This window comes from Nonomuraea sp. NPDC052116, assembly GCF_040680035.1.
GTDB lineage: Bacteria > Actinomycetota > Actinomycetes > Streptosporangiales > Streptosporangiaceae > Nonomuraea > Nonomuraea angiospora_A.
The window spans coordinates 70,311-96,415 of record NZ_JBFAWA010000049.1; the positions used below are offsets into that span (position 1 = coordinate 70,311).

General features: G+C 71.1%; 22 protein-coding genes. 16 read left to right on the forward strand and 6 right to left on the reverse strand.

Annotated features, from left to right (window positions below; all coding sequences use genetic code 11):
- Positions 1–96: 96 nt before the first annotated feature.
- From AB0L65_RS55745 to AB0L65_RS55775, 7 genes are all read left to right on the forward strand, one after another.
- Positions 97–1,692, forward strand: a complete 1,596-nt coding sequence (locus AB0L65_RS55745) for a hypothetical protein (RefSeq protein ID WP_364264613.1) — start codon at positions 97–99, stop codon at positions 1,690–1,692.
- Positions 1,692–2,642: an ABC transporter permease subunit gene (locus AB0L65_RS55750; RefSeq protein ID WP_364264615.1), complete on the forward strand. Its 951-nt coding sequence runs from the start codon at positions 1,692–1,694 to the stop codon at positions 2,640–2,642. Before AB0L65_RS55745 ends, AB0L65_RS55750 begins: the two co-directional genes overlap by 1 nt.
- The gene (locus AB0L65_RS55755) at positions 2,639–3,538 is read left to right on the forward strand and encodes a carbohydrate ABC transporter permease (RefSeq protein ID WP_350734098.1); all 900 of its coding nucleotides are present in this window, start codon (positions 2,639–2,641) and stop codon (positions 3,536–3,538) included. Before AB0L65_RS55750 ends, AB0L65_RS55755 begins: the two co-directional genes overlap by 4 nt.
- Positions 3,538–4,173 carry a DUF624 domain-containing protein gene (locus AB0L65_RS55760; RefSeq protein WP_364264617.1) on the forward strand — a complete coding sequence of 212 codons (636 nt, stop codon included), beginning with the start codon at positions 3,538–3,540 and terminating at the stop codon, positions 4,171–4,173. The genes AB0L65_RS55755 and AB0L65_RS55760 overlap by 1 nt, the downstream gene beginning before the upstream one ends.
- Positions 4,170–6,083, forward strand: coding sequence for a beta-L-arabinofuranosidase domain-containing protein (locus tag AB0L65_RS55765; RefSeq protein WP_364264619.1), 1,914 nt, complete (start codon positions 4,170–4,172; stop codon positions 6,081–6,083). The genes AB0L65_RS55760 and AB0L65_RS55765 overlap by 4 nt, the downstream gene beginning before the upstream one ends.
- A 66-nt stretch (positions 6,084–6,149) precedes the next feature.
- Positions 6,150–6,377: a hypothetical protein gene (locus tag AB0L65_RS55770; RefSeq protein ID WP_364264621.1), complete on the forward strand. Its 228-nt coding sequence runs from the start codon at positions 6,150–6,152 to the stop codon at positions 6,375–6,377.
- A gap of 129 nt (positions 6,378–6,506) precedes the next feature.
- Positions 6,507–9,623: a BTAD domain-containing putative transcriptional regulator gene (locus AB0L65_RS55775; RefSeq protein ID WP_364264623.1), complete on the forward strand. Its 3,117-nt coding sequence runs from the start codon at positions 6,507–6,509 to the stop codon at positions 9,621–9,623.
- Positions 9,624–9,657: 34 nt separating this feature from the next.
- Here AB0L65_RS55775 and AB0L65_RS55780 read toward each other — a convergent pair whose 3' ends face one another.
- Positions 9,658–10,878, reverse strand: coding sequence for a cytochrome P450 (locus AB0L65_RS55780; protein ID WP_364264625.1), 1,221 nt, complete (start codon positions 10,876–10,878; stop codon positions 9,658–9,660).
- Between the two features lie 230 nt (positions 10,879–11,108).
- On the opposite strand from AB0L65_RS55780, the gene AB0L65_RS55785 reads away from it, so the two are divergent.
- From AB0L65_RS55785 to AB0L65_RS55805, 5 genes are all read left to right on the forward strand, one after another.
- Entirely contained in the window at positions 11,109–13,331 is a 2,223-nt protein-coding gene (locus AB0L65_RS55785) for a helix-turn-helix domain-containing protein (RefSeq protein ID WP_364264652.1), read from the forward strand.
- 100 nt (positions 13,332–13,431) lie between these two features.
- Positions 13,432–14,112 (forward strand): alpha/beta hydrolase, encoded by a 681-nt coding sequence (locus AB0L65_RS55790; protein ID WP_364264627.1) that lies wholly within the window; start codon positions 13,432–13,434, stop codon positions 14,110–14,112.
- 298 nt (positions 14,113–14,410) lie between these two features.
- A complete protein-coding gene (locus tag AB0L65_RS55795) occupies positions 14,411–15,286 on the forward strand; it encodes an LLM class flavin-dependent oxidoreductase (RefSeq protein ID WP_364264629.1) in 876 nt (291 codons plus the stop codon).
- A gap of 161 nt (positions 15,287–15,447) precedes the next feature.
- Positions 15,448–17,022: a choice-of-anchor I family protein gene (locus AB0L65_RS55800; protein WP_364264631.1), complete on the forward strand. Its 1,575-nt coding sequence runs from the start codon at positions 15,448–15,450 to the stop codon at positions 17,020–17,022.
- 134 nt (positions 17,023–17,156) lie between these two features.
- Entirely contained in the window at positions 17,157–17,288 is a 132-nt protein-coding gene (locus AB0L65_RS55805; protein ID WP_364264633.1) for a hypothetical protein, read from the forward strand.
- A 60-nt stretch (positions 17,289–17,348) separates the two neighbouring features.
- Here AB0L65_RS55805 and AB0L65_RS55810 read toward each other — a convergent pair whose 3' ends face one another.
- The gene (locus AB0L65_RS55810) at positions 17,349–17,753 is read right to left on the reverse strand and encodes a hypothetical protein (protein ID WP_364264635.1); all 405 of its coding nucleotides are present in this window, start codon (positions 17,751–17,753) and stop codon (positions 17,349–17,351) included.
- Between the two features lie 32 nt (positions 17,754–17,785).
- Positions 17,786–19,072: a DUF6745 domain-containing protein gene (locus AB0L65_RS55815; RefSeq protein WP_364264637.1), complete on the reverse strand. Its 1,287-nt coding sequence runs from the start codon at positions 19,070–19,072 to the stop codon at positions 17,786–17,788.
- A 193-nt stretch (positions 19,073–19,265) separates the two neighbouring features.
- On the opposite strand from AB0L65_RS55815, the gene AB0L65_RS55820 reads away from it, so the two are divergent.
- A complete protein-coding gene (locus tag AB0L65_RS55820) occupies positions 19,266–20,204 on the forward strand; it encodes a TIGR02996 domain-containing protein (RefSeq protein WP_364264639.1) in 939 nt (312 codons plus the stop codon).
- Positions 20,201–22,084 (forward strand): hypothetical protein, encoded by a 1,884-nt coding sequence (locus AB0L65_RS55825; RefSeq protein WP_364264640.1) that lies wholly within the window; start codon positions 20,201–20,203, stop codon positions 22,082–22,084. The genes AB0L65_RS55820 and AB0L65_RS55825 overlap by 4 nt, the downstream gene beginning before the upstream one ends.
- A gap of 13 nt (positions 22,085–22,097) precedes the next feature.
- Here the strand turns inward: AB0L65_RS55825 and AB0L65_RS55830 are convergent, their stop codons facing one another.
- The 3 genes from AB0L65_RS55830 to AB0L65_RS55840 form a co-directional block, all read right to left on the reverse strand.
- The gene (locus AB0L65_RS55830; RefSeq protein ID WP_364264642.1) at positions 22,098–23,162 is read right to left on the reverse strand and encodes a class I SAM-dependent methyltransferase; all 1,065 of its coding nucleotides are present in this window, start codon (positions 23,160–23,162) and stop codon (positions 22,098–22,100) included.
- Positions 23,163–23,350: 188 nt separating this feature from the next.
- Positions 23,351–23,791: a cupin domain-containing protein gene (locus AB0L65_RS55835; protein ID WP_364264644.1), complete on the reverse strand. Its 441-nt coding sequence runs from the start codon at positions 23,789–23,791 to the stop codon at positions 23,351–23,353.
- A 94-nt stretch (positions 23,792–23,885) separates the two neighbouring features.
- Positions 23,886–24,377, reverse strand: coding sequence for a hypothetical protein (locus AB0L65_RS55840; RefSeq protein WP_364264646.1), 492 nt, complete (start codon positions 24,375–24,377; stop codon positions 23,886–23,888).
- A 240-nt stretch (positions 24,378–24,617) separates the two neighbouring features.
- Here AB0L65_RS55840 and AB0L65_RS55845 point away from each other — a divergent pair, with 240 nt between their 5' ends.
- Both AB0L65_RS55845 and AB0L65_RS55850 read left to right on the forward strand, forming a co-directional pair.
- Positions 24,618–25,061 carry an ester cyclase gene (locus tag AB0L65_RS55845; protein WP_364264648.1) on the forward strand — a complete coding sequence of 148 codons (444 nt, stop codon included), beginning with the start codon at positions 24,618–24,620 and terminating at the stop codon, positions 25,059–25,061.
- Positions 25,062–25,104: 43 nt separating this feature from the next.
- Entirely contained in the window at positions 25,105–26,016 is a 912-nt protein-coding gene (locus AB0L65_RS55850; protein ID WP_364264650.1) for an aminoglycoside phosphotransferase family protein, read from the forward strand.
- The last annotated feature ends 89 nt before the right edge of the window (positions 26,017–26,105 follow it).

The window sequence follows — 26,105 nt, forward strand, 5'->3', positions numbered from 1 at the left end:
CTTGTCATTGACAACGCTGAATGACGGCCCCTAACATCGCTGAAACATTCACCGAGATCTCGGTCACACCCCTCCGTCCCCCCTCAGGAGGACCGCATGGCCACCTCACCGGCTCTGTCCCGCCGGGCCTTCGTCGTCGCGGCCGGCCTCACCGCACTCGCGGGTTGCTCCGGCAAGAACTCCGGCGATCCGAACACGTTGCGGATCTCGGTCAGCAAGCATCCGCTGACCAAGCCGATGAGCACGATGGAGTGGCCCAAACAGCTGGAGAAGATCGCGGGCGTGAAGATCCAGTGGCAGGAGATCTCCGCCGACTGGGACCAGAAGAAGTCCACCATGCTGGCGGCCGGCGACGTGCCGGACCTGATCATCGGCACGAACGCGATCACGAACGCCGACCTGGGCACGTACCGGACGCTCTTCGAGAACCTGGCCGACGACCTGGACGCGCTCCCGAACGTCAAGGCGTTGTTCGCGGCGAAGCCGCAGCTGAAGTCGATGGCCACGCTGACCGGCGGCGAGGTCTACGCGGTCCCGGGCTACAAGCGGTTCTGGCCGACGACCGTGACCCACCAGTACATCAACAAGCAGTGGCTCGACCGGCTCGGCCTGAAGGTTCCGACCACCTGGGACGAGCTCTACACCGTGCTCGTCGCGTTCAAGGAGGAGGACGCCAACGGCAACGGTGACAAGAACGACGAGATCCCGATGGACTGGTCACCGGTCGGCACGGGCGGCTTCGGCTACTTCCAGCCCAGCGTGCTGCTCGGCAGCGTCGGCCTGCCGATCGCGGGCGGCGGCGGCCAGGGCTACTTCCTGGAGGACGGCAAGGTCGGCAACTTCCTCGTCGACGAGCGCTACAAGCAGGTGATCGAGTTCCTCCATCGCTGCTACGCCGCCGGCCTGGTCAGCAAGAACGTCATGACGCAGGACTACTCGGCCTACCAGGCGGTCGGCCGCGGCTCCGGCAAGGTGGCCAAGGTCGGCTTCAGCTGGGGCTGGACGGCCAGCGACCGGTTCGGCGCCGAGCTGGCCGATCAGTACGTCGCGATGGCGCCGCTGCTGGCCAAGGCCGGCCAGACCACCCCGGTGACCTGGACCTACGACTCCAACGGCGAGAACTTCCCGTCGAACCAGATCCTCATGTCCGCCAAGACGAGCAACAAGCAGGCGGCGCTCAAGGTCGTCAACGCCCTCTACGACAAGGAGATGTCGCTGCAGGTGCTGTGGGGCGACCTCGGCAAGTACGTCAAGAAGATCAGCGACAAGGAGTACGAGGTGCTCCCCCCGGCCGACCCCAAGGTCGACCCGTCGACCTGGAAGTGGACCGTCACCATCGCCGACGCCGGCCCGGTCTGGATCCGGGACGACATGGAGGTGAAGCTGCCCGCCGACCTGGACGAGGCCGTCGAGCAGACCGAGCCGCTGCAGAAGGCGCTGGCGAACATGGACGTGGACAAGGACGTCTACCCGTTCCAGTTCATCCAGATGAAGCCCGACGACACCAACCAGCTCGGGCTGAACAACACCACGATGCTCAACACCGCGATGACGAAGTTCGCCGAGTGGATCACCAAGGGCGGCGTCGAGGATCAGTGGGGCCAGTACGTCCAGCAGGTCCAGAACGCCGGCCTGCAGAAGAGCATCGACATCTACCAGCGCTACTACGACGAGTACGTGAAGACGCGCTGATGGCGGAGTCTCTCGTCGCGGCTCGCAAGCCGGCCGGCGCCCGAAAGCCGGGTGCCGGCCGGCACGTCAGGCGGTACTGGCAACTGTGGCTCATGGTCCTGCCGGCCGTCGGGTTCGTCGCCGTGTTCCTGTACGTCCCGATGTACGGGATCCAGCTGGCCTTCCGGGAGTTCGACTTCACCGCCGGGCTCACCGGCGGGGACTGGGTCGGCCTGAAGTACTTCCGGCAGTTCTTCGACAGCCCGCTGTTCTGGCCGCTGCTGAAGAACACGTTCGTCATCGCCTTCACCACCCTTGTGGTGGGGTTCGTCGCGCCGATCCTACTGGCGCTGATGATCAACCAGATCGCCGGCGGCCGGCGCAAAAGGGTCATGCAGACGGCGACGTACCTGCCGCACTTCATCTCGATCGTGGTCATCGTCGGCATGCTGCAGGCGTTCCTCAACTCGTCCACCGGGCTGCTCACCCGGGTCTCCGCCCTGTTCGGCCTCGACGGGGTGAACTTCCTCGGCGACACGGCGGCCTTCGTGCCGGTGTACGTGATCTCCGACGTGTGGCAGCACTGCGGGTGGAACAGCATCATCTACCTCGCCGCGCTCTCGCGGGTCGACCCGCAGCTGTACGAGGCGGCCAAGGTGGACGGCGCGAACCGGCTGCAGCTCATCCGGCACGTCGACGTCCCGAGCATCGTGCCGACCATGGTGATCCTGCTCATCCTCACCATGGGCGGTGTGCTGAACACCGGCTTCGAGAAGGTCTGGTTGATGCAGAACAACCTGAACCTCCCCGTGTCCGAGGTCATCGCGACGTACGTCTACAAGATCGGCATCTTCAGCACGCAGTTCAGCTACGCCACCGCGATCGGCCTGTTCAACACGGTCATCAACTTCGCGTTCCTGATCGCCGCCAACGCGATCGCCCGCCGCGTGTCGAACTGGAGCCTGTGGTGACATTCTTCCGCAAGAAGACACCGGGCGACGTCGTCTTCACGCTGGCGCTCGGCGCGATCTGCGTGGCGGTCCTGTTCGCGGTGGTCTATCCGGTCTACTTCGTGGTGATCGCGTCCGTGAGCAACCCGTCGCTGATCTCCACCGGCGAGGTGTGGCTGTGGCCGAAGGGCGTGAACCTCTTCGGGTACCGGGAGATCTTCAACGACGAGCGGATCTGGACGGGCTACCGCAACACGCTGCTCTACAGCGTCGTCGGGACCGCGCTGAACCTCGTCGTGACCATCCCCGCGGCGTACGCGCTGTCGCGGCCGGAGTTCCGCCCGCGGCGGATCCTCATGCTGTTCTTCGTGTTCACGATGTTCTTCAACGGCGGGCTGATCCCGACGTACCTGCTCTATCGCGACCTCGGCCTGCTGGACAACTGGCTCGTGTTCGTCCTGCCGTCGGCGGTGAACGTCTACAACCTCATCATCGCCCGCGCGTTCTTCGAGCACTCGCTGCCGAAGGAGCTGTTCGAGGCGGCGATGATCGACGGCGTGTCCTACCTGCAGTATTTCGCCAGGGTCGCGCTGCCGCTGTCCAAGGCGATCGTCTCGGTCATCGGCCTGTACTACCTGGTCCAGCACTGGAACGACTTCTTCACCGGCATGGTGTTCGTCCGGGACAACGCGCTGCAACCGCTGCAGATCGTGCTGCGTGACATCCTCCTGTCCAACCAGGCGTTCGCCGGTGGCGTCGGGGCCTCCGGCGGCAGCGGCACCTCCTACGACCAGCAGTACGCCGACCAGATCAAGTACGGCGTGATCGTCGTCTCCAGCCTCCCGGTCCTGGTGCTCTACCCGTTCCTGCAGCGCTACTTCGAGAAGGGCGTCCTCATCGGGTCGGTGAAGGGCTGATGAGACGCGTCCTCACCTGGCACACGAGGGCGGGCGAGATGGGCCTGCTGCTGCTCAAGCTGCACCTGCTGTGGATCGTGTGGACCCTGGCCGGCGGCATCGTGCTCGGCGTCTTCCCCGCGACCGCCGCGGTGTACGGCGTCATCCGCGGCGAGCTCCTGCCTTCGGGAGCGCCTCGCGAGTTCCGACGGCTCTGGCGGCAGGAGTTCCGCACCGCCAACGTGGTGGGCTACGTCTTCGCGGCGGCCTGGGCGGTGCTCCTGGTGGACCGGCGGCTGCTGGAGAGCGCCGACCTCGGCGTCGTCGAGCCGCTGCTCGGCGCGCTGCTCTGGCTGGTCACGCTGTTCGTGTCGTGCATGAGCGCGAACATCTGGATCCTCGCCGCCCACTTCGCCGAGGGGCCGGGGGCGCTCGTCCGCCGGAGCGCGATCCTCGTCCTCGCCCGTCCGGTCCAGGCGCTCGTCACGCTGCTCGTGGTCGGCGTGATCCTCTGCGCGTACTACGTCGTCCCGGGGCTGGTCCCGGTCTTCGGCGTCGCCGTACCGGCCTTCGCCTCCTTCGCCTACGTCTGGGGCACCGCGGTCCTTCCCAGGGCCCCGGGCTCATCTCACGACACCTCGTTGGGAACACCATGACCATGACCTCTGCCGCCGCCTTGCGTCGCGAGCCGCTGCCGCTGACCGCGGTCACCATCGACGACGAGTTCTGGGCGCCGCGCCGCGAGCTGATCCGTACCCGTACACTGCGGCACCAGGAGGGCCAGCTGCGCCGGCCCGGACAGCAGTTCGACGCCCTGAGCCTGTCCTGGCGGCCGGGGGACCCGGACGAGCCGCACATCTTCTGGGAGAGCGACGTCGCCAAGTGGATCGAGGCCGCCAGCCACTGCCTGGCCACCACCGACGACCCCGAGCTCGACCGGGCCGTCGACGAGGCGATCGAGCTGCTGGCCGGCGCGCAGCAGGACGACGGCTACCTCAACGTGTACTTCACCGTCGTCAAGCCGGGGGAGCGGTTCACCGACCTCCGCGACGCCCACGAGCTGTACTGCGCCGGTCACCTCATCGAGGCCGGGGTCGCCCACTTCGAGGCGACCGGCAAGACCCGGCTGCTCGACATCGTGCGCCGCTACGCCGACCTGATCGACACCGTCTTCAGCCCCGACGGCCCCCGCGCCGGCGGCTACTGCGGGCACCAGGAGATCGAGCTCGCGCTGGTCAAGCTCTACCGCGCGACCGGCGAGCGCCGCTACCTCGACCTCGGCCGGCGGTTCATCGACTGGCGCGGGGAGCAGCCCTACTACTTCGAGGCCGAGCTGCGGCGGCGCGGCACCCCCGGCTACTTCGGCACCAGGCTCCCCCGGAAGCCCAGGGACCTGCGGCGCTTCCGCGAGTACAACCAGAGCCACCTGCCCGCGGCCGACCAGGCCGAGGCCGTCGGTCACTCGGTCCGCGCCATGTACATGTACAGCGCGATGACCGACCTGGCCGGCGAGTACGACGACGACCGGCTGCTCCAAGCCGTGCGCCGGCTGTGGGCCAACGTCATGGACAAGAAGCTGTACATCACCGGCGGGCTCGGCTCCGATCCCGGCATCGAAGGCTTCGGACCCGCGTACGACCTGCCCGACGCCCACGGCTACGCCGAGACCTGCGCCGCGATCGGCCTCGTCCAGTGGGCCCGGCGGATGAGCAACCTCACCGGCCACGGCCACTACGTCGACGCCCTCGAACGCGCCCTGTACAACGGCGTCCTCAGCGGCGCCTCCGCCGACGGCACCCGCTACTTCTACGGCAACCCCCTCGCCAGCCACGGCACCGTCACCCGGCAGGAATGGTTCGACTGCGCCTGCTGCCCGCCCAACCTCGCCCGGCTGCTCAGCGAGCTCGGCCGCTACGTCTACGCCCAGGGACCCGGCGAGGCCGTCGTCAACCTGTACGTGGCCGGCACCGCCCGCTTCACCTTCGCCGGCGGCGAGGTCACCCTCCGCCAGGACACCGCCTACCCCCGGGACGGCCGCCTGGCCGTCACCGTCACCCACGCCGACGACGGGGCGGAATTCGCGCTGGCCGTCCGCATCCCCGGCTGGAGCCGGCAGCCGGCCCTCACCGTCAACGGCGAGCCCGTTGACCAGCCTGTCCTCCGCGACGGCTACTGCGTCCTCTCCCGCCGCTGGCGGGCCGGCGACGTGGTCGAGATCGATCTCGGCATGGAGGTCCGCCGGACCTGGGCGGATCCCGCCGTCGCCGCCACCGCCGGCAAGGTCGCACTCGAGCGCGGTCCGATCGTGTTCTGCCTGGAGGGCGTCGACCACGACTGCGCCGTGCACAGCCTCACCCTCGCCCGCGACACCCCCGTCCACGCGGTCCCGGACGAGCGGACCGGCGTCGTCACCCTGAACGCCGACGCCACCGCCGACGCCGAGACCGACGGCTCGCTGTACGGCGACCGTCCTCCCGCCCGGCGCGACGTCACGCTGACCGCCGTGCCGTACTTCTCCTGGGCCAACCGCGGCCTCTCCGACATGACCGTCTGGATCCGGGAGTGAAAAGGAAGCGTTACGGAAGCCTTGGCTGCGACGCTCTTCGCGTCATCGAGCGAAGGCAGGTTCTCCATGCGAAACAAGATCATGAGAGCGCTGGTCCCGGCGGCCGCCCTGGCGATGGCCGCGACAGCCGGCGTCGGCGTGCCCGCGAACGCGGAGGTCCAGGTCGGTTACATCAAGAGCGTCCACCGGACCCTGGCGCAGTGTGAGGCGGCGGGCTGGAAGTACTCCGGGGACCACGAATACTGGGACTGCGACTGGGACAGCCCGTTCTGGGCGCTCTGGGTCCTGAAGTAGCCCCCGGCCGACGGGATCCCGCCTGATCTTGGTGATTGGGCGGGATCTTGCCATCACTCCCGTACCCCCCGTCGTACGATCATCACTCGCCAGCATCACAGCGGGGGAATCGGGACGTGAAGGGGGCACATGGAATCGGAGGTGCGCTTCGCGCTGCTCGGGCCGGTGTCGGTCGACGGGCCTGACGGGCCGATCGCGCTGGGCTCACCGAAACAGCGGACCGTGCTGGCCGCCCTGCTGCTCCATGCGAACCGCACGGTGTCGGACGACCGGCTCGTCGACCTGATCTGGGGCGAGCGGTCGCCGCGTACGGCGGTCTCGCGCCTGCAGGTCTACGTCCACGAGCTGCGAGCGCTGGTCGGCAAGGAGCGCATCGGCCGCGTCGGCGCCGGCTACCGGATCCACGCCGGCGCGGACGAGCTCGACCTGCAGCTGTTCGAGCAGTACAGGGCCGCCGCGCGCGCCGACGCGGAGAAGGGGCGCCACACCGACGCCGCGGCCCGGTTGCGCGCCGCGGCGGGGCTGTGGCGCGGGCCCGCGCTGGCAGGGGCCGGCGCCCAGCTGATCCACCAGGAACGTCCGGGCCTCGAGGACAGGCGGATCTGCGCCCTGGAGGAGCTGTACGACTCCGAGCTGGCGGCCGGGCGGCACGCCGAGATCGTCGGCGAGCTGCACACCACGGTGGCCGAGCACCCGCTGCGCGAGCGGCTGACGGGACAGCTCATGCTGGCCCTGCACCGGTGCGAGCGCCGCGGCGAGGCACTGGCCGTGTACCGGGAGGCGAGACGGCGGCTGGTCGACGAACTCGGCATCGAGCCCGGCCGCCCCCTGCGCGAGCTGCACCAGCGGCTTCTGCGGGACGACGAACCGGACTCGCCGGGGGAGGGTATGCACCCGGCGCCTCCTCCGCCGCGACGAGAATCCCTCGTCGCGCGACCGGCCGAGTTGCCCAGGGACGTGCCCGAGTTCGCCGCCCGCGACGCGGAGCTGGCGTGGCTGAACGAATGCCTGGCCGGCGGCGACGGCGTGTGCGTGCTGAGCGGCACGGCCGGCATGGGCAAGACGGCCCTCGCGTTGCGCTGGGCGCACCAGGCCAAGGACCGCTTCCCCGACGGGCAGCTCTACATCGACCTGCGCGGCTACGACCCGGACCACGAGCCGCTGACCACGACGGCGGCGCTGACCCGGCTGCTGGTCTCGCTCGGCGTCGATCCCGAACGGGTGCGGGGCGGGTTCGAGACCCAGCTCGGCCTCTATCGCTCGCTGCTGTCGGGGCACTCGTTCCTGCTGCTCCTGGACAACGCCCGCGCGGCGGCCCAGATCGAGCAGCTCCTGCCCCCGAACGGCGTGGCGCTCGTGACCAGCAGGCATCGCCTGGGCGAGCTGGTGGCGTTCGCGGGTGCCAGGCAGCACTCGCTCGGCCCGTTGTCCGAGGCGGACGGCCGGGCGCTGCTGGACGGCGTGCTCGGGCCGGCGGGCGGCCCGGCCGAGTCGGACGCGCGCGGCGAGCTGGTGCGCGCGTGCGGCGGGCTGCCGCTCGCGCTGCGCATCGCCGCCGCGAACGCCGCCGCCCGGCCCGAGGACGGCACCGCGGCGGTCGCGGCGGAGCTGGCCGCCGGCAACCCGCTGGCGGGGCTCACCGTGGACGGCGCCAAGGACAGCGCCGTCACCGTCGCCTTCTCCGCCTCCTACCGCGTGCTCGCCCCCGCCGAGCAGCGGGTCTTCCGCCTCCTCGGGCTCGTGCCCGGCCCCGATGTCACCGTGGCGGCCGCGGCGGCGGTCACCGGCCTCCCGCGGGACGCGGCCCGCGCCTCGCTCAAGGCCCTGGCCGCGGCCCACCTGCTCGAACACCACATCACCGACCGCTACCGCTTCCACGACCTGGTCCGCCTGTACGCGGTGGCGGAGGCCGGGCGCGACCCCGAGCGCGAGCCGGCCTGGCAGCGCCTGTTCGAGCACCACCTGGAACTGGGCGCGGCCATCGCCGCCCGGTGCGCGCCCGGCGAGTCCCTGCTCTCCGGCCCGCAGCCGGGCCCGGACGCCCGTGAGCTGCCGTCCCCCGAGGCGGCCGACGTCATCAATCTGCTGGCCGCGCTGAGGCGCGCGATCGAGCAAGATCCCGGCCCGGCCGTCTGGCGCCTGGCCGACATGGTCCGCGCCATCTGCGCCCGTACCGGACGCATCGGTGAGTGGATGGAGATCGCGCCGACCCTGCTGGAGGCCGCCTCCGCGCACGACGTGCCGGCCGTGACCGCCATGCTGCACACCGGCATGGGCGACGGCCTCTTCCGCGTCGGCCGCCGTGAGGAGGCCGTCGGCCATCTGGAGCAGGCCGTCCGCATCGCCGGCGAGAGCGGCGATCGGGAGGGAGAGGCGGCGGCCAGGATGGGGCTGAGCTTCGCGCGGGCGTGGACGGGCGACCTCGTCGAGGCGATGGCCGACAACGTACGGGCCGCGCAGCTCTTCGGCGAGCTCGGCTCGGTGCCCGGCCATGTCCGGGCACTCCAGGCGCTCGGCTACCAGTACCACCACCTGGGCCGGTTGTACCTGGCCGAGGACTACTGCAGGCAGGCACTCGCGCTGAGCCGGCGCCACGATCTGCCCTACGCCGAGGGGGCCGATCTGCGGCAGCTGGGCGCCGTGCTCCTCGACCAGGGCCGCTACGGCGAGGCGGAGACCTGCCTGCGGCAGTCGGTCGCCCTGATCACCTCGATAGGCGGCCACGGCGCGGCCACGACGCAGATCTGGATCAGCCGGCTGCACTGGGAGAACGGCCGGTGGGCGCAGTCGCGGGACGAGGCGCTGGCGGCGCTCGACGTGTGCCGCGGCCAGGGCGACCGGCTGGTGGAGGCGGCGGCGCTGGTCGCGCTGGCCGACGCCGGGGTCCGCCTCGGCCTGACGACAGAGGCCGCGGACAGCCTGGACCTGGCCGACGACCTCATCGGCGCGGGCGGCCTGAACTGGCATCTGGCCTACGCGCTGCTCGCCCGTGCCCGGCTGCTCGAAGCCGTGGGCGACCAGGAGGGCGCCGTCCGCCACGCGCTGCGGGGACACGCCGTGGCGGCCGAGAGCACATACCGGCTGCCGGAGCTGGCCGCGCTGACGGAGCTGGCCAAGCTGGAACGGCGACGAGGCGACCGCGAGGCGGCGGAGCACCGGGCCGGCGAGGCCTTGCGGCTCTGCCGGCAGATCGGACACGCACCCTGCGAGAAGAAGCTCGCGCTGCTGCTGGAGGACGCGAGGTAGGTCTCCTCTCCCAGGATGCGCGCGGACCGGCCCCTCAAGGTGCGACGGCGTCGAACTCGATCATGAGCCGGCGGGGGCCGCGCAGCGCCGGGTTGGGCCGGTACGGCGGCGGGTCCGCGACCAGCCGGGGATTGACCAGCCGGCGGGCCAGCGCGGAGAGCGCCACCTGCGTCTCGCTCCGGGCCAGCGGCGCGCCGAAGCAGTAGTGGATGCCGTTGCCGAAGCCGAGATGCGCATTGTCGGCGCGGCCGGGGTCGAAGCGGTCCGGGTCGGGGAAGCGGTGGGGGTCGCGGCTGCCGGCGGCGAGGACGAGTGCGAGGGGTGAGCCTCGCGGGATGGCGGTGCCGGCGAGGTCGATGTCGGCCAGGGTGCTGCGGCCGGTCAGCATGTGCACCGGTGGTTCGTAGCGCAGAAGCTCCTCGACCAGCGGGATGCTCAGGTCGGGTTCGTGGCGCAGCCGTTCGAGCACGTCGGGGTGGCGCAGCAGGGTGAGCAGGCCGTTGGCGATGAGGTTGACGGTGGTCTCGTGGCCGGCGACCAGCAGCAGCGCGCCGGTGTTGAGCAGGTCGGTACGGGCCATCGGCCCGTGCGGTCCGGTGTCGGTGAGCAGGCCGGAGATCAGGTCGTCGCCCGGTTGGCGGACGCGGGCCTCGGCGAGCGTGTTGAGGTATTCGCCCAGTTCGCGGGTGACCTCGCTTCTCCTGCGCTGGCGCTCCTCGAACGTTCCGGTGGTCGGGTCGAAGGCCTCCACGGTGGCGTCGGCCCAGTGGTGGAAGCGCGGCTCGTCCTCGCGCGGCACCCCGAGCAGGTGGCAGATCGCGGCCACGGGCAGCGGGTAGGCGAACTCCGCGACGGCGTCGATGCGGGTTTTGCCGGCGAAGCCGTCGATCAGGCCGTCGGTGACCCCGGCGAGCCAGGGGCGGAGGGCGTCGACGCGCCCGGGCGACTGAGGCGGCCCGAACGGGCGCATCGCCAGTTCCCGCAGCCGGTCGTGCTCGGGCGGGTCGCGGTTGATGAAGGGCAGGAGCAGGCTGTCCTCGGCCACGCCGGGGCGGCTGCGGGGGTCGGAGCTGACCCGCGGATCGTGCAGCAACGCGACGATCTCCTCGTACGTGCTGACCACGTACGTGCCGTCGGCCTCCCGCGTCACCGGGGTCTTGCGCAGCTCGGCGTACAGCGGGTACGGGTTCGCCCGGTTGGCGGGGTCGAGGATCTGCTGGTAGAGGCTGGCCTGTGCCATGACGATGCCTTTCATGAACTCCGGGCGGGCAAGGTCGCTGTGGCTGCCCGGTGCGCCGCCCGCCGCACCGGAACCTTCCCGCCCCACGCTGTGCCTTGCCTCAGGTACCGGCCAAACCTCCGCAAGCAATCAAGCCTTCGCGTGACTCATCGAGGGCTCCACGGCCGCCCGAGTAGGCTTGCACGCGTTTCCCGCCGCGGAGAAGGAGTGCCCCCATCGCCGAGCCGTCGAACTTAGCCGAGCTGCTGCGCCGTCATCGGCATGCGGCACGACTGACTCTGGAGCAGCTCGCCGACGCGTCGGGGGTCAGCGTCCGGACGCTGTCGGACATGGAGCGGGGACGCAGCAGGGGGCCTCGGCACCGCACCATCACCGCCCTCGCGGACGCGCTCGCTCTGGACGAGGCCGCCCGCAAACAGCTCATCGACCTGGCGCGGGACGGCCGCCTGCGAGATCACTGGACGCGCCCGACCGGGCTGTGCGAGCTGCCCCGATCCGTCGACGACTTCACCGGCCGGGCCGCGGAGCTGGTCTGGACGGACGAGCTGGTCCACGCCGGCGACGCGCCGGGCGCCGCCGGGGTCGGACTCATCACCGGCCCCGCCGGTCTGGGGAAGACCACGTTCGCCGTCCGCGCCGCCCACGCCCTGCGGCCGGACTTTCCCGACGGGGCGTTCTTCCTCGATCTGTTCGGCATGTCCCAGCAGCCCCTCGCCGTCGAGGAGGCCCTGGGGCTGCTGCTTCGCGCGCTCGGTGTCGCGGAGCAGCAGCTGCCTCAGGACCTCCCCGGGCGTGCCTCCTTGTACCGATCGCTGCTGCGGGACAGGCGCGTCCTGGTCGTGCTGGACAACGCCGCGTCGGAGGAGCAGGTCCGACCGCTGCTGCCGGGCGGTGGCGCGGGCAGGGCGCTGGTGACCAGCCGGCGGCTGCTGGCCGGTCTGGAGGGCGTACGCAGACTGAGCATGGGACCCTTGCCGCTGCTGGAAGCCACCGAACTGCTGACCGGGATCGTGGGCGAACGCTCCGTTTCGGACGGGGAACCGGCGCTCACCCAGCTCGCGCAGCTGTGCGGTGGCCTGCCCCTCGCGCTGCGGATCATCGGCAACCGGCTGGTCAGCCGGCCGGGATGGAGCGCCGCCGAGCTGGCCGCCCGGCTGAGGGACGAGGAGCGCCGCCTCGACCAGCTCAGGGCCGGCGACCTCAAGATCGCCAATGCGTTCGGGATGTCGTACGAGCAGCTCGCCGCACCCACCCGGCGGGTCTTCCGCCGGCTCGCCCTGGTGCCCGGCCGGGACTTCGACGCGGCCCTGGCCGCGGTCGCCGGCGGGACCTCGATCGAGGACGCCTGGGATGCCCTCGACGAGCTGGTCGACCTCGGCCTGCTGCAGGACGGCACGTCGGGACGGTACCGCTTCCACGACCTGGTCCGGCTGTTCGCCCGCGAGCGGCTGCACGCGGAGGACGCCGCGGCCGACCGTGACGCGATCAACATGACGACGACGTCGTGGCTGCTGCGGATGGCCACCACCGCCGGGCGATGGTTCGAGCCCGCCTACGGCCGTCCCGAGCGGCCCGACCCCGACCTCGCCGCCCTGTCGTCGCCGGAGGAGGCCGAGAACTGGCTGCGGGTGAACGCGGACAACTGGCTTAGCGCGTTGCGGCAGGCGGCGAGTGGCGGCCGGCACTCCCTCGTTCTCGACTGCGCCGAGTCGATGCACTGGTTCTCCGACCGGTGGATCCACGCGCCGCATTGGCAGGAGGTGTTCACGCTGGGCGCCGAGGCCGCCGCCGCCCTCGGTGATCCGGCGCAGCACGCCACTCAGCTCAACTACCTGGCGTGGGTGCATCTGGTGCCGCCCGCCGACCCGGAGACCACGCTGCGGTACGCGGCGCAGGCGCTGGATCTGGCCACCCGGAGCGGCACCACGGCACAGATCGCCTGGGCCCGCCAGTACGCCTCGGTCGCGCTCCGCCTGCTCGGACGGCTCGACGAAGCCGCCGCGGCGGCGGCCCAGGCGGCGGAGATGTTCAAGGCCGGCGACGACACCGACGCGTACTGTCAGAGCCTCAGCACCTTGGGCGACTGCCTTCGTGACGGCGGGCGTCACCAGGAGGCGCTGGAGCAGTACCGGAAGATGCGCGACCTGCTGGACGACGACCGATCGGGGATGACACCGGGCATCGCGGCCTTCACCCGGCCGCACACGCTGGCCCGGATCGGCCACTGCCTGGGACTGCTCGGCCGCCGGGGCGAGGCGATCGCCGTACTCACCGAGGCGATCGCTCTCATGGAGCAGCTCCAGTTCTCCAACAACCCGCACGCCCGAGCCCTGGAGACGCTGGCCGCCGTCCTGGCCGACGAGGGCCGGACCGAGGAGAGCCGCCGGGCCTACGCGCGCGCGGCCGAGGTGTTCGAGGCGATCGGTGACCCCGAGGCGGCCGGCCGCTGCCGTGACCTGAGCCGCTGAGATTCTGCATGCTGTTCTGCATGGTCCTGCCCGTCGCCCGCGACTTGAATGGAGCGCGCAGGACAGGCGTCGGGCCTGTCCATCCAGGTCAGGAGTGACCATGACGACCATCAGGAACATCGTGCTCGTGCACGGTGGTTTCGTGGACGGATCCGGCTGGCAGGGCGTCTACGACGAGCTCTCCAGGGAGGGTTTCCGCATCCGGATCGTGCAGAACCCGACGATCTCGCTGGAAGGCGACGTCGCCGCGACCCGCCAGGTCCTGGACAGTCTGGACGGCCCGGCCGTCCTCGTCGGTCACTCCTACGGCGGGGCCGTCATCAGCGAGGCCGGTACGCACCCCAACGTCGCGGCACTGGCGTACATCGCCGCATTCGCCCCCGACAAGGGCGAATCGGTCAACACGCTCATCGCCGACCCGCCGCCCGGGGCGCCGGTGCCGCCCATCCTGCCCCCGCGCGACGGCTTCCTCTCCCTCGACCGCGACAAGTTCCACGGCGCGTTCGCCGCCGACCTGCCCGCGCGGCTGGCCGCGTTCATGGCCGACGCGCAGGTCCCCTGGGGTGTGGACGCCCTCGGCGGGGCGGTCACCGAACCGGCCTGGCGGCACAAGCCGAGCTGGTACCTGGTGGCCACCGAGGACCGCATGATCCCGCCTCCCGCCCAGCGGGCCATGGCCGAGCGCGCCGGATCGTCCGTCGTGGAGGCCATCGGCAGCCACGCCGTGTACGTCTCGCAGCCCGCCACCGTCGCCGACCTCATCCGCCAAGCCGCCGCCTGAGCCCGCCGCCGCCGGCACCCGGTCGCGGCTACGGACCGGATGATCCCTGTCCCGCCAGGCTGCCGCGCCGCGTTCGCTGCCGGCGGCCTGGCCACCGCGCCGCGCGGGCCACCCGGATCGGACCGGCCTGGCCTGGTCAAGGAAATCCCTCGTCGCGGGGATGTTTTCGCGCGTCGGTGACCGCCGTCCCAAGGGGCGGAAAGGTTGTGTCCAGAGATGCGGCACGCCGGCATCAGCGGGGGCGCGGCGGGCACGGTGCTTCGGGGTACGCAACCTGCCGCCGGACCTCGGGGGACGCATGAAAGTCGGTCTCGGCCTGCCCGTCGGCGAGCCCGCGGCCCTGCTGGAGTGGGCCCGGCTCGCGGACCAGGGCCCGTTCAGCACGCTCGGCTTGCTGGACCGTCTCGTCTACGACAATCCCGAGCCGCTGGTGGCCCTGGCCGTGCTCGCGGGGGCGACCACCAGAATCCGCCTGCAGACCGAGGTGCTGCTCGCCCCGATCCGCGAGCCGGCGCTGCTGGCCAAGCAGTGCGCGACCCTGGACCGCATGTCAGGAGGGCGCTTCACGCTCGGCATCGGCTTGGGGGCACGCAGGGACGACTATGAGGCCGTGGGCGCGGATGTGCACCGGCGCGGGGCGCGGCTGGAGGAGATCCTGGGGCTGATGCGCCGCGTCTGGTCGGGCGAGCCGTACGGCGAGGGGATCGGCCCGATCGGGCCTGGGCCCGCCCGCCGGGGCGGCCCGGAAGTGCTGTTCGGTGCTTTCAGTCCCGCCGGGATCCGTCGGGCCGCCCGCCTGGGCGACGGTTTCCTGTGCGCGGCGCACCTCGCCGACGCCGAGACTCTGTTCCGGTCCATTGAGACGGAGTGGCAGGCTCAGGGACGCTCGGGCCGTCCCCGGTTGGTCGCCCAGTTCAACGCCGCGCTGGGGCCCGATCATCTGATCAAGGAAGCGCGTGACCGGCTGCACGACTATTACGGCGGCCCCCACTACATGAACCTGCCGGCGGGCTTCGCGGAGGGCGCGGTGGCGAGCATGCTCACCACGTCCGGCCAGATCCGCGACACGGCGATCCGGATGGCGGACATCGGCGCCGACGAGGTCATGTTCTACTGCTGGGCCTCGGACGTGACCCAGGTGGATCGCTTCGCCGGCACGCTCGGCGGCGCCTGAAAGCCGCTGCGGCGGGACACCGACGTCGGCGCCGGGAGCGCATCGTGATGCGCCGACCCATGGGGCCTGAGCTGCGTGGATGAGGCTCTTCCCAGGTGCAATTCACCGCAAAGACATCCTCTGGCGCTCAACTGGTCATCGGCTGTCGTCACGATCGGCGAATGCACCGCTCACATGCCTTCCGGATGACCGCGGCCGCCGCCGGCGCCGCTCTCTCACTCGCCTTGCTCGCCGTTCCCGCCCAGGCGACGATTTCGCAGGACAACGGGACCAAGGGCGTCAGCCTGGCCTTCCTCGGCCGGTTCTCGACCGGGTCGGTCGGCACCGGGGCCTCGGAGATCACCTCCTACGACCCCGCCACCAAGCGCGCCTTCGTGGTGAACGCTCAGGCGGGAACGGTGGACGTCCTGGACATCCGCGACCCGCGCAACCCGAAGCGGGTCACCTCCCTGGCCGCTCCCGGAGCGAACAGCGTCGCGGTGAGCAGGGGCCTGGTGGCCGTCGCGCAGCAGGCGGCGAAGAAGACCGGCCAGGGGAAGGTGACGCTCTTCCAGGCCGGTTCCGGCAAGAAGCTCAAGGAGTTCCCCGTGGGGGCGCTTCCCGACATGGTGACCTTCAGCGAGGACGGCCGCCGGCTGGTCGTCGCCAACGAGGGCGAGCCGGAGTCGTACTGCGCGGGCGCCGTCGACGACCCCGAGGGGTCGGTGAGCGTCATCGACGTGAGGCGCGGCACCGTACGCACCGCGGACTTCCGGGCCTTCAACGACCGGGCCGACGCGCTCCGGGCCGCGGGCGTGCGCATCTCCGGTCCGGGCGCGACGGTGGCCCAGGACCTGGAGCCGGAGTACATCACCGTGGCCGGTGACACGGCGTGGGTGACGTTGCAGGAGAACAACGCGGTGGCGATCGTCGATCTCGGCCGCGCCAAGGTTCAGCGGATCGTGCCACTCGGCCTGAAGGACTTCGGCACGGTGGGCCTGGACGCCTCCGACAAGGACGGGAAGATCGACATCCGTCCCCGGGCCGGCGTCAAGGGGATGTACATGCCCGACTCGGTCGCGCACTTCCGCTCGAAGGGGGAGACGTACCTCGTCACCGCCAACGAGGGAGACGGCCGTGACTGGGACTGCCACACGGACGAGGTGCGCGTGAAGGACCTGACGCTGTCGGCAGAGGCGTTCCCGAACGCCGCCGCGCTGAAGAAGGACGCGGAGCTCGGCCGCCTGACCGTGGCCGCGGACTCGCCGAAGGACGCCTCGGGCGCCTATCGGCAGCTGAACGCCTTCGGCGCCCGCTCGATCTCCGTACGCTCCGCCACGGGCGCGCTGGTCTGGGACTCGGGGGACGAGCTCGAGCAGCTGATCGCCCGGGAGCTGCCCAAGGAGTTCAACGCCGACAACGAGGAGAACGGCTCCTTCGACAGCCGCAGCGACAACAAGGGCCCGGAGCCCGAGGGCGTCGCGGTGGGTCAGGTGCGGGGGAGGACGTACGCGTTCGTCGGGCTTGAGCGGGTCAGCGGCGTGGTCGCCTACGACGTGACCGACCCCCGGCGCCCGGCCCTCGTCGACTATCTCAACACGCGCGACTTCGCCGGATCCGTCGAGGACGGGACCGCCGGCGACGTCGGCCCGGAGGGTGTCTTCTTCGTGTCCGCCGCGGACAGCCCGACCCGCCGGCCGCTGCTGATCGTGGGCAACGAGGTGAGCGGGACCACGGCCATCTACGAGATCCGGTAGACGGCCTCAGCCGGCTCCTGACGCGCCGTATGTCGGGGTTCGCGAGGTAACGTCATCGTCACAGGTGCCGCTCGCGGTGATCTGCGCAGGTCGCGTTCTCGAATGCGCGGCAGAAACCTGACTGGAGGTCGCTCATGGCTCGACGAATCTCCCTCCTGCTCGTCCTGGCCGTCTCGGCGCTGGCGCTGCTCGCCGGCACCGTCGCCGGGCCCGCCAACGCCGCGACGGCCATCGAGTACGGGCTGATGCCCGCTCTGGTGCCCTGAGAGAAGACAGAAGGGCGGATGTCCGGCATCCGCCCTTCCCGGCCCGACGGCGGACGGCCTTCAGTCGGCGACGAGGCGGGTCTGATCGGCCTGCTCGCGCTGGCGGCGCAGCTCGTAGGTGCCCGGCGCGATGCCGGTGAAGGCGTGCTCGGGGTGCGCGAGGTAGGCGGTCGCATCGTCGGCCACGGTCAGGACCCCGAGCACCATTCCGCCGCCGAAGCGCTCCGGCGTGAAGAACGCCTTGCCGGTGGCGAGCAGGAGGTGGGTGTTGGCCCCGCCCTGGCCGCGGACGATCGGGACGCCGGCCTCGGGGACGGGGGTGCGGGCCGGGTCCCGCTTGGCCGGTACGACGGCGACATCGCCCTGGAACTGCAGGCCGGACAGGATGGGGATCTCGGCCTGCCGGTCGAGGTGCTCGTCGACGGTGACGCCGAAGGTGGCCATGGCCTGCTCGATGGTAAGCATCTTCTCTCGGGCTCCTTTGCCGGTGGGCGGGGTCAGGATCGTCGTTGCGCGCCGGCGTACTGTGCCGGGGTGAGGCCGTAGGTCCAGGCGGCGGCCTGGATGGGGTCGCCGCAGTCGGCGGGGACGGTGAGGCCGAAGCGGCGGCGGGTGCCGTCCCGTTCGACGGTGCCGTTGGTGCACAGCAGGACCCGCACGTGCGTGGTGTAGATGTCCTCGGGGACGTCGTGCAGGGTGAGGGTCTGGCCGGGATTGCCGGGGTCGGGTACGGCGGGCCCGATCTGCTCCAGGCCGGCCTCGATGATGAAACGGTCCCAGCCGCGGCGTTCGATGGCGCAGCGGCGGATCTCGGCGTTGGTCTCGCGGAGGATCTCGTCGGTGGTGAGGGTGTCGTCGACGACGGCCCGGGGGACGTGGATGCCGTGCCAGAAGTAGACCCCGAACCCGTCGGACCAGCCGGCGGTGGGGCCGTCGGCGCGGTGCGGCCGGTGCACGGCCCTGGCGCCCTCGCCTACCTGCTCGAGGTGCAGCTCGGCCGGGCGCGGGCAGAGCATGACGAAGTCGAGGAAGGGCCACCACCACCAGCCGGCGGGCGCGGATCCCGCCGGGTCCTGCTCCGCGGCACCCTCCCACGGTCGGTCCTCGTCCGGCGGCGCGACCGTGTCCTGTCCGAGGTCGTGCGGTGGGATCGTGTCCTGGCCGGAGTCGTGCCCTGGGATCACGTCCTGTCTGAAGCGGTCGACCAGGGGGAGCCAGCTGCCGGAACGCTGGAACGCCAGGTGGGCCCGCCACAGCCGCCGTACCTCGCCGCGGATCGTGTCCTGCCGCGCGCCGCCCACCGCCGCGTCCACCGCCGCCCGCACGGCCGCGTTCGACGCGTCGGCGACCAGGTTCAGCACACCGGCGGGCACATTCCGGCTCTCCTCGCGGGCGGGCACGTCCCGAACGGCCGAGGCCAGCGCGGCGTCCATCCTCGCGGAGATCTCGGCGTGCAGGGCGGTGGCCGCCGCGCCGTGCACCGGATCGCTCGCCGCCCCGTCGGCCGCGACCCGGACCGCGGCGCGTACGGCATGGCCGACGCTCTCACCGGCGGTGTCGTCCACCGCCCGGTAGACGGACTCCAGGACGCGGTTGTTGCGGTGGCCGGTGCTCAGGCAGGCCGCGATCGGTGCGGCGAACGCGCCGACGAGCGGCGAGGACACCCACACGACCCGTTCCGGGAACGGGACCCCGATCTCCCGGTAGCAGGCACGGGCGGCGGACTCCCACGCCCGCCGCTCGATGGCGCCGTCGTCGCCCGGCTCGGGACCCGGTGAATTCACGGTGGAGACCTCCAACTGAGGCGGGCCCCCTGGCTCCGCCCGAGAGCGCCGCAACGACACCGTGCCGCCTGGGACACGTCGGCGATCATGTACTCGGCGCAGCACGATACCTGCCCGCGCGGTCACTCGGGGTCCGTTTACAGATGATGTGCGGCGCCTTGACACATCTGTCGATCTCCGTACATTCGTACGAATGCAAGTGACCGCCGTCGAAGACGCGTTGCGGGCTCATCCCGACGACCTCGCCTCGTGGGGTGCCTACAGTGACTGGCTGCTGGAGCAGGGCGACGCCAGAGGCACGCTGATCCGCCTCGAACAGCGCCTGGCACGCACCCGTCCCGCCGACCGCCCGGCCATGGAGCGGGAGATCGCCGGCCTCGTCGCGGAGCACGAGGGCGGATGGGACGACGGGTTGCCGGCGACGGCGCACGTGCTGGCCCGCCGGTACGGCTTCGCCACGGAGGTCGCCGTCCCGTGGTCGGACGACGTCCGCGAGGTCGTGGAGCAGGTGCTGCGCGGCCGGTTCGTCACCACGCTGAGGATCACGTCCCACGAGGCGTCCGACGAGGACGAGGAGTGGGACGACGAGGACGACGACTGGGATGACGACGAGGACGACGAGGACGAGGACGACGACGGCCCGGGAGGCGGGGTTCGCTCCGGGCGCCTGGACATGGAGGCACTCGACGGGCTGGATCTCGGCCGGCTCACCGGGCTCGACCTCTCCTACCTGGACCTCGGTCCCAACGGCGCCGAGCTCCTCACCACCTTGCTCCGCACGGACCGGTTGCGGGCGCTGGAGCTGCGGTACTGCCGGATCGGCGACGCCGGTCTCGCGGCCCTCGCGGCGTCCCCGTACCTCGGCGGACTGCGCCGCCTGCACCTGCAGCGCAACAGGGTGAGCGCCGCGGGCGTGCGCTCCCTGCATCGGTTCACGGAGCTGACCGAGCTCGACCTGCGGTACAACCACATCGGCGAGGCGGGCGCGGGGGCCCTGATCGCGGCCCCGTTCGCCGGATCCCTCGCGCGGCTGTGGCTGTACGGCTCCGATGTGGGCAAGGACGGCGTGCGCAGACTGGCGCACGCCGCGAACCTTCCGTCCGGGCTGCGCACCATGTGGAGGTCCATGTGAGCATCGAACTTCGGGATCGCTTCTTCGTCCTGTCGGCCGGGGACGCGCCCGCCGAGGAGGCCGCCCGGTACCGGGCGGAGGTGGACGCGACCGACGCCGAGCCGGCCGCGACGGTGGACGGGCTGGACATTTCCTGGCATCCGTCGGCGCGGTTCAAGGCGGTGCGGTTCATCGACGCCGAGCGGATCGACGAGCGGGTGCGGGAGCTGTTCGCCCGGCCGAGCGCGGACGCGCCGTACCTGGCGGCGGTGTTCGTGGACCCGCACGAGTTGTCGTTCCGCACCTTCGAGAACATCGTCCCGCTGGACCGCCTGTTCGAGGACGTGCCGCTGGAGGCGGAGCTGGCAGAGCGGGCGGAGCACGCGGACGGGGTGTTCTCGTTCTCGCTGCGGCTGCCGGCCGAGGCCCGGGCCCGCCTGGAGCGGCTGGACGAGCTGAAGCTGTACGTGCCGCCGCTGAACGCCGGGTCCCGGGGCGGTGAACGGTTCATCTTCCACTCGGCGCTGCTGGCCGAGGCGTTGGGCGCGGCGGTGGCCGACGCGTTGCCGCCGGCGACGGCGGAGGGGTTCTCGCACGTGAACCCGGTGTTCAGGTGCAACCGGTTCGAGCCCGGCGACGCGAACTTCCACCGGCACCGGGACACGCCGTACTTCGACGCGGCGCGGCGGCACATCTCCCGGTACACGGTGCTGCTGTACCTGACCGGCGGTACGGGGTCGCCGGCGCTGGACCTGGTCGGCGGCGCCGCGCTGAGCGAGCTCGGCGACTTCACGTGTGTGATCTTCGATCAGCGGTACGAGCACGAGGGCGCCCCCTACCGCGACGGCCGCAAGGTGTTCCTGCGTACCGAGCTCATCTTCACCGCCGACGAGGTCACCGAGGCGCCGGAGATCGGCGAGCTGTTCAGCAAGGCGTGCTACCTCACCGGTGAGAGCGTGTTCGCGCCGGAGCTGGCCCGGCACGCCGACGCGTACTACAACCAGGTGGCGGCCGCCCACTGGAACGGCCTGGGGGAGGGCCCGACCCGCGAGACCTTCGTGCACAAGGAGTTCCGCGGGATGCACTTCGTGGCCAACGGCTACGACTTCTGGTTCGCCAAGAGCGAGGAGCTGTCGCTGGCGGAGTGCGCCGCGATCACCCTGCTCGACTACTTCAACTGCAAGCTCGGCGACACCGCGTTCCGGGCGCTGTGCGAGACGGAGGTGATCGAGTCCGACGACGCCGCCTGGATCCCGGAGTTCCTGAGTGCCAGGCGTGGCGGGTCCGTCATGACGCGGGTGGACAAGTCCGCGTTCTTCCCCGAGCCGGAGGATCCCAACGTCCAGATCTGCTGCCCGTTCCACTCCTCCGGACGCTACGACCCCACGCGCCACGACGAGATCATCGATCTCTACACCGACGCGCAGTCCTTCGCCAAGGCGCACATCCTGCCCGCGCCGATCCTCATGCTCGGCGAGGACGTGGCCCTCGACCCGGACCGGTTCGTCATCCAGGGCGACCTCATCCACGTGCTCGGCAAGGGCGCCCTCCAGCCGGTGAACTTCGCCGCCTGCTGGAACGACGAATCCATCCCCGAGGACTACGTGGTCGTCGCGGCCAAGGTCGGCGTGGCGCAGTTCCTCGTCCCGCCCATCATCTTCACCGAGTCCGACGGTTGCTACCACCTCACGTTCGACTTCTTCCGCAACTCGTGGATGGTCGACCACCAGCGGGCCACCATCCCCATCCCGAGGATCACCGACGAGGATTGGGCCGACCCGGACGAGAGCCGCGCCTGGCGGCGCTACGTGGACGACTCGCTCGTCGACGACGAGCACCCGCTGCCGCCCAGCGACCTGTGGGACGACGAGGAGGACGACTGGGACGACGAGGACGACTGACGCGGCCCGGGAATCAGCGGCGGGCGTCGTAGACGCGGTTGGCGGGGCCCTCCGCGGCCAGCTTCCAGGTACGCAGGCCGGCCTCGTGCGCGATGCGCCGCAGGGCGTCCTCGCCGGCGTGGTTCCCCAGCGCGTACGGCCCCTTCTGGGCCAGCGCCCCGGGCAGGCACAACGTCGCGGACGTCGCGGTGAACGCCCGCCCGAGCGGGTTGATGTTGTCCTGGGGCGCCGCGGCGGCGTTCGGCTCGACGACCAGGCAGGCGCCGTCGGCGGCCAGCGTCGCTGCGGCCCGCCGGAACGCGGCGCCGGGGTCACCGAGGTCGTGCAGGCAGTCGAAGAAGGTGATCAGGCCGTAGTCGCCGCCGGGGAAGTCGCCCGCGCCCGCGACCTCGAAGGTCACCCGATCGGACAGCCCCTGCTCCGCCGCCGCCCGCCGCGCGCTCTCGACGGACGGGCCGTGGAAGTCGAAGCCGTGGAAGCGGGAGGCAGGGTACGCGTGCGCCATGAGCAGCGTGCTGTGGCCGAAGCCGCAGCCGACGTCGGCGACGGACATGCCCCGCTCCAGCCCTTCCACGACGCCGTCCATGGCCGGCAACCACTCCTGCACCAGGGACGCCGCGTAGCCGGGGAGGAAGAACCTGGCCACCCCCTCGTACAGGGCGGACCCGTGCTCCTCCCAGCCCACGCCGCCGCCGGTCCGGTAGGCGTCCACCAGCGCGTCCTCGGTGGCGTAGAGCGGCTGGAGCATGGCGAACGCCCCGGCCGAGTACGCGGGAGAGGCCGGGTCCGCGAGCACGGCGGCGTGTTCGTCGGGGAACACGTAGGTGTCCGTGCCGGGCTCGTAGCGCACGTACTGGCCGGCCACCTGGGAGGCCAGCCACTCCCGTACGTACCGCTCGTCGAGGCCGGCACGGGCGGCGAGCTCCCCGGAGGTCAGCGGCCCGGCCCCGGCCATCGCCTCGTAGAGCCCGAGCCGGGTGCCGATCGACGTGCAGAGGCCCGCGAGCGCGGCACCGCTGTCGATCGTCACGCGTTCCAGGAATTCCTTCACCCGATCCTGGTCAAGCGTTTTCTCCATGATTTCCCCCGTTGCTTTGCGGTCGCAAATCTATATAAACAGTGACAATCACAGCTATATAAACGGTGAAAATCGGCCCAAGCGCACGTCTTTGTTCGAAGAGGCGGGAACCGGGCCCGGTTCCCGCCTTCTTCGTCTTCAGCGCGCGGTGGTGAACAGGAACGCGCCGTTCCGCACGGCCTCCATGGTCATGACCGCGGCGCGCGACGGTCCTGCCGGGCCTCCAGCTCCTGCGGGCTGACCGGGACCAGCATCGGCTGGCCGGGCGCGCAGAACATCGTCACCACGAACGCCGACTCCTCGTCGGCCAGGTGGTTGCCGTCCTGGTAGTGGATCACGTCCCCACCGGGCTCCCAGAACGCCTCACCGGCCCGGACGACCCGTACGGGTTCGCCTTCGAGCTCGAAGTTGATGGCGCCCTTGATCACGTACCCGTACGCGGGGCCGGAGTGCCGGTGCGGCGGCGCGCCCGGGCTGCTCGGCGGCAACGTGACCAGGATCGTCATCGCCTCGGAGCCCTCCGGCGCGCGCGGCGCCCCCGGCACGGTGGCGACGATCTCGATCTTCGGCGGCGGCCCGCTCTGGTCGGGGTTCTCGAGCTGGTGGGCGTGAGCTTGGTCGATGCTCATCAGGCTTCCTTTCACGGGACGTCGGCCGGCTCGGTCCGGCCGTGCACCAGCTCAGACAAGACAGCGTCCCGATGTGTGACAACGCTCTGACCCGTCAGAGGGCCAGCGCGGCCATGAAGGCCATGCTGGCCGCCATTCCGGCCGAGCACACGTCCTGGCCGAACATCCTTCGGTCCGCGTTCCGCTCGGGCAGGACGCGGAGGAGCCGGGCGCAGGTCCAGGCCAGCCCGATGGCCAGGGCCAGCACGGCCGGCGAACCGCCTCCGTGCGGGTGCCCGGCCGTGGCGCCGGCGAGAGGGGGCGAGCCGAACGCCGGCAGCACCAAGAGGATGGACATGACCACGAAATCCTGGATGTGATGGCCGGTCTCGGCGCGGCGGGAGGGGGAGCCGCAGAGCCAGCCGGCGGTCAGCAGCGCGAGCACCGCCGCGGCCAGGAACCAGCCGCCCAGATGCCCGGCCGCCATGCCGAGCGCCATGACGACGTGCGGCCACCTCCTGGTGGGACGCGCGGAGGGCAGCAGGGCCGGGGCGAGGGCCAGGGCGCACCCGGCCGATATCCCCACCGCGTGGAGGAAGGCCTGCATCAGGCGGTCTCGACTTTCACCGGGCAGGCGCTCCTCGTTTTTCCGAACTGGCCGAGATGGTAGCTGCCGGCGCGATGCCGGCACCAGGGTGGTCACACCCTCTGACAGGACAGCTCGGCAACCTGTGACAGGCGTCTCTAGAAAACGACCTATGCCCGATATTTCGGATAACCAACCTGGCATGGCTTATGTACTGAGGGTTGGCCCAATAATTGCCCATTCGACTATTAAAATGAGTCGATGTCTGATCCCCGACGCCCGCTGGACCGGCTGCGCAGGGCCTTCAACCGCCATGACCTGAATGGCCTCGCGGACACCTTCAGCCGCGGTGCGGTCCTCGTCGCGCCGGACGGCGTGGGCCAGGACAGGGACGAGATCGCCTCCTACTACGGCGCGTTCATCGAGGCGTTCCCGGACTCGAGGTGCACCGTTCAGTCGCTCACGATCCTGGGCGACACCCTGGTGGCGGAGTACACCCTGAGCGGCACGCACAAGGGCGCCTACCTGACGCCCGGAGGGGGCGTGGCCGCGGCGACCGGCCGCCCCATCCTCGTGCGCGCGTGCAGCGTCTCGACCGTGGAGGACGATCTCATCGTCAGCCACCGCATCTACTACGACCAGCTGGAGCTGGGCGCCCAGATCGGCGGGGCGCTCCGCTTCGAGGAGGACGAGAGCCCGGCCTGAAAACCCTTTGCACGGCGGCGGTCGCGGCGGCCACACTCTCGGGGTGATCGACAGTGTGCCCCCCGACGGACGTGCCGGGATCGATGCCACGCTGGTCAAGCGGCTGATCGAGGACCAGTTCCCGCAATGGGGCGATCTGCCCGTGACGCCGGTCGAGGTCGATGGCTGGGACAACCGCACCTATCGCCTCGGCGAGGAGATGACGGTGCGCCTTCCCACCGCCGCAGGCTACGCGCCGGCGGTCGACAAGGAACATCGATGGCTGCCGGTCCTCGCGCCGTCGTTGCCGGTCGCGGTCCCCGTGCCGCTGGCCAAGGGCGTGCCGGGCGCGGGATACCCGTTCGGCTGGTCGATCCGCAGGTGGCTGGAGGGGCGGACGGCCACCCTCGACCGCGTCGACGACCCGTGCGCGTTCGCGGAGTCGGTGGCCGGATTCCTCCTCGCGCTGCGGCGCGTCGACGCCGCGGGCGGGCCTGCGGCCGGTGCGCACAGCTTCTACCGGGGTGCGCCGCCGGCGCACTACGACGAGGACACCCGTCGCGCCCTCGCAGCGCTGGACGGTCAGCTCGACACCGGCCTGGCCTCGGCCGTCTGGGACGCCGCGCTGGAGGCGACCTGGTCCGGGCCGCCGGTGTGGTTCCACGGCGACGTCGCGGGCGGCAACCTGCTGGTCAGGGACGGAAAGCTGGCCGCCGTCATCGACTTCGGAACCTCGGGTGTCGGCGATCCCGCCTGCGATCTGGTGATCGCCTGGACGATGTTCTCGGGCGACAGCCGGGAGGCCTTCCGCAGGGCCGCAGGCCAGGATCGCGCCATGTGGGCGCGGGCCCGGGGCTGGGCACTGTGGAAGGCGCTGATCGTGCTGGCCGAGAAGCTCGGCACCGACGAGGAGCAGGCCGCCGTCCAGCGGCGGGTCATCGACGAGGTCATGACCGACCACAAGAACGGCGGCTAGCCCCGTTTTCCGCATGTGAGTGATCTTCAGCGGAGGTCTCGTGGATCGATGTCGAGGAGGTCCAGGAGATCGAGTTGGAGATCGGTGGG

Bases quoted from the DNA above. Each gene is read 5' to 3' on its own strand.
- AB0L65_RS55780 (WP_364264625.1), bottom strand. From the start codon at position 10,878: ATGAAAGGCATCGTCATGGCACAGGCCAGCCTCTACCAGCAGATCCTC.
- AB0L65_RS55845 (WP_364264648.1), top strand. From the start codon at position 24,618: ATGTCTGATCCCCGACGCCCGCTGGACCGGCTGCGCAGGGCCTTCAAC.
- AB0L65_RS55795 (WP_364264629.1), top strand. From the start codon at position 14,411: ATGAAAGTCGGTCTCGGCCTGCCCGTCGGCGAGCCCGCGGCCCTGCTG.
- AB0L65_RS55790 (WP_364264627.1), top strand. From the start codon at position 13,432: ATGACGACCATCAGGAACATCGTGCTCGTGCACGGTGGTTTCGTGGAC.
- AB0L65_RS55760 (WP_364264617.1), top strand. From the start codon at position 3,538: ATGAGACGCGTCCTCACCTGGCACACGAGGGCGGGCGAGATGGGCCTG.
- AB0L65_RS55770 (WP_364264621.1), top strand. From the start codon at position 6,150: ATGCGAAACAAGATCATGAGAGCGCTGGTCCCGGCGGCCGCCCTGGCG.
- AB0L65_RS55775 (WP_364264623.1), top strand. From the start codon at position 6,507: ATGGAATCGGAGGTGCGCTTCGCGCTGCTCGGGCCGGTGTCGGTCGAC.
- AB0L65_RS55800 (WP_364264631.1), top strand. From the start codon at position 15,448: ATGCACCGCTCACATGCCTTCCGGATGACCGCGGCCGCCGCCGGCGCC.
- AB0L65_RS55830 (WP_364264642.1), bottom strand. From the start codon at position 23,162: ATGGAGAAAACGCTTGACCAGGATCGGGTGAAGGAATTCCTGGAACGC.
- AB0L65_RS55835 (WP_364264644.1), bottom strand. From the start codon at position 23,791: ATGAGCATCGACCAAGCTCACGCCCACCAGCTCGAGAACCCCGACCAG.
- AB0L65_RS55840 (WP_364264646.1), bottom strand. From the start codon at position 24,377: ATGCAGGCCTTCCTCCACGCGGTGGGGATATCGGCCGGGTGCGCCCTG.
- AB0L65_RS55765 (WP_364264619.1), top strand. From the start codon at position 4,170: ATGACCATGACCTCTGCCGCCGCCTTGCGTCGCGAGCCGCTGCCGCTG.
- AB0L65_RS55750 (WP_364264615.1), top strand. From the start codon at position 1,692: ATGGCGGAGTCTCTCGTCGCGGCTCGCAAGCCGGCCGGCGCCCGAAAG.
- AB0L65_RS55745 (WP_364264613.1), top strand. From the start codon at position 97: ATGGCCACCTCACCGGCTCTGTCCCGCCGGGCCTTCGTCGTCGCGGCC.
- AB0L65_RS55820 (WP_364264639.1), top strand. From the start codon at position 19,266: ATGCAAGTGACCGCCGTCGAAGACGCGTTGCGGGCTCATCCCGACGAC.
- AB0L65_RS55810 (WP_364264635.1), bottom strand. From the start codon at position 17,753: ATGCTTACCATCGAGCAGGCCATGGCCACCTTCGGCGTCACCGTCGAC.
- AB0L65_RS55805 (WP_364264633.1), top strand. From the start codon at position 17,157: ATGGCTCGACGAATCTCCCTCCTGCTCGTCCTGGCCGTCTCGGCGCTG.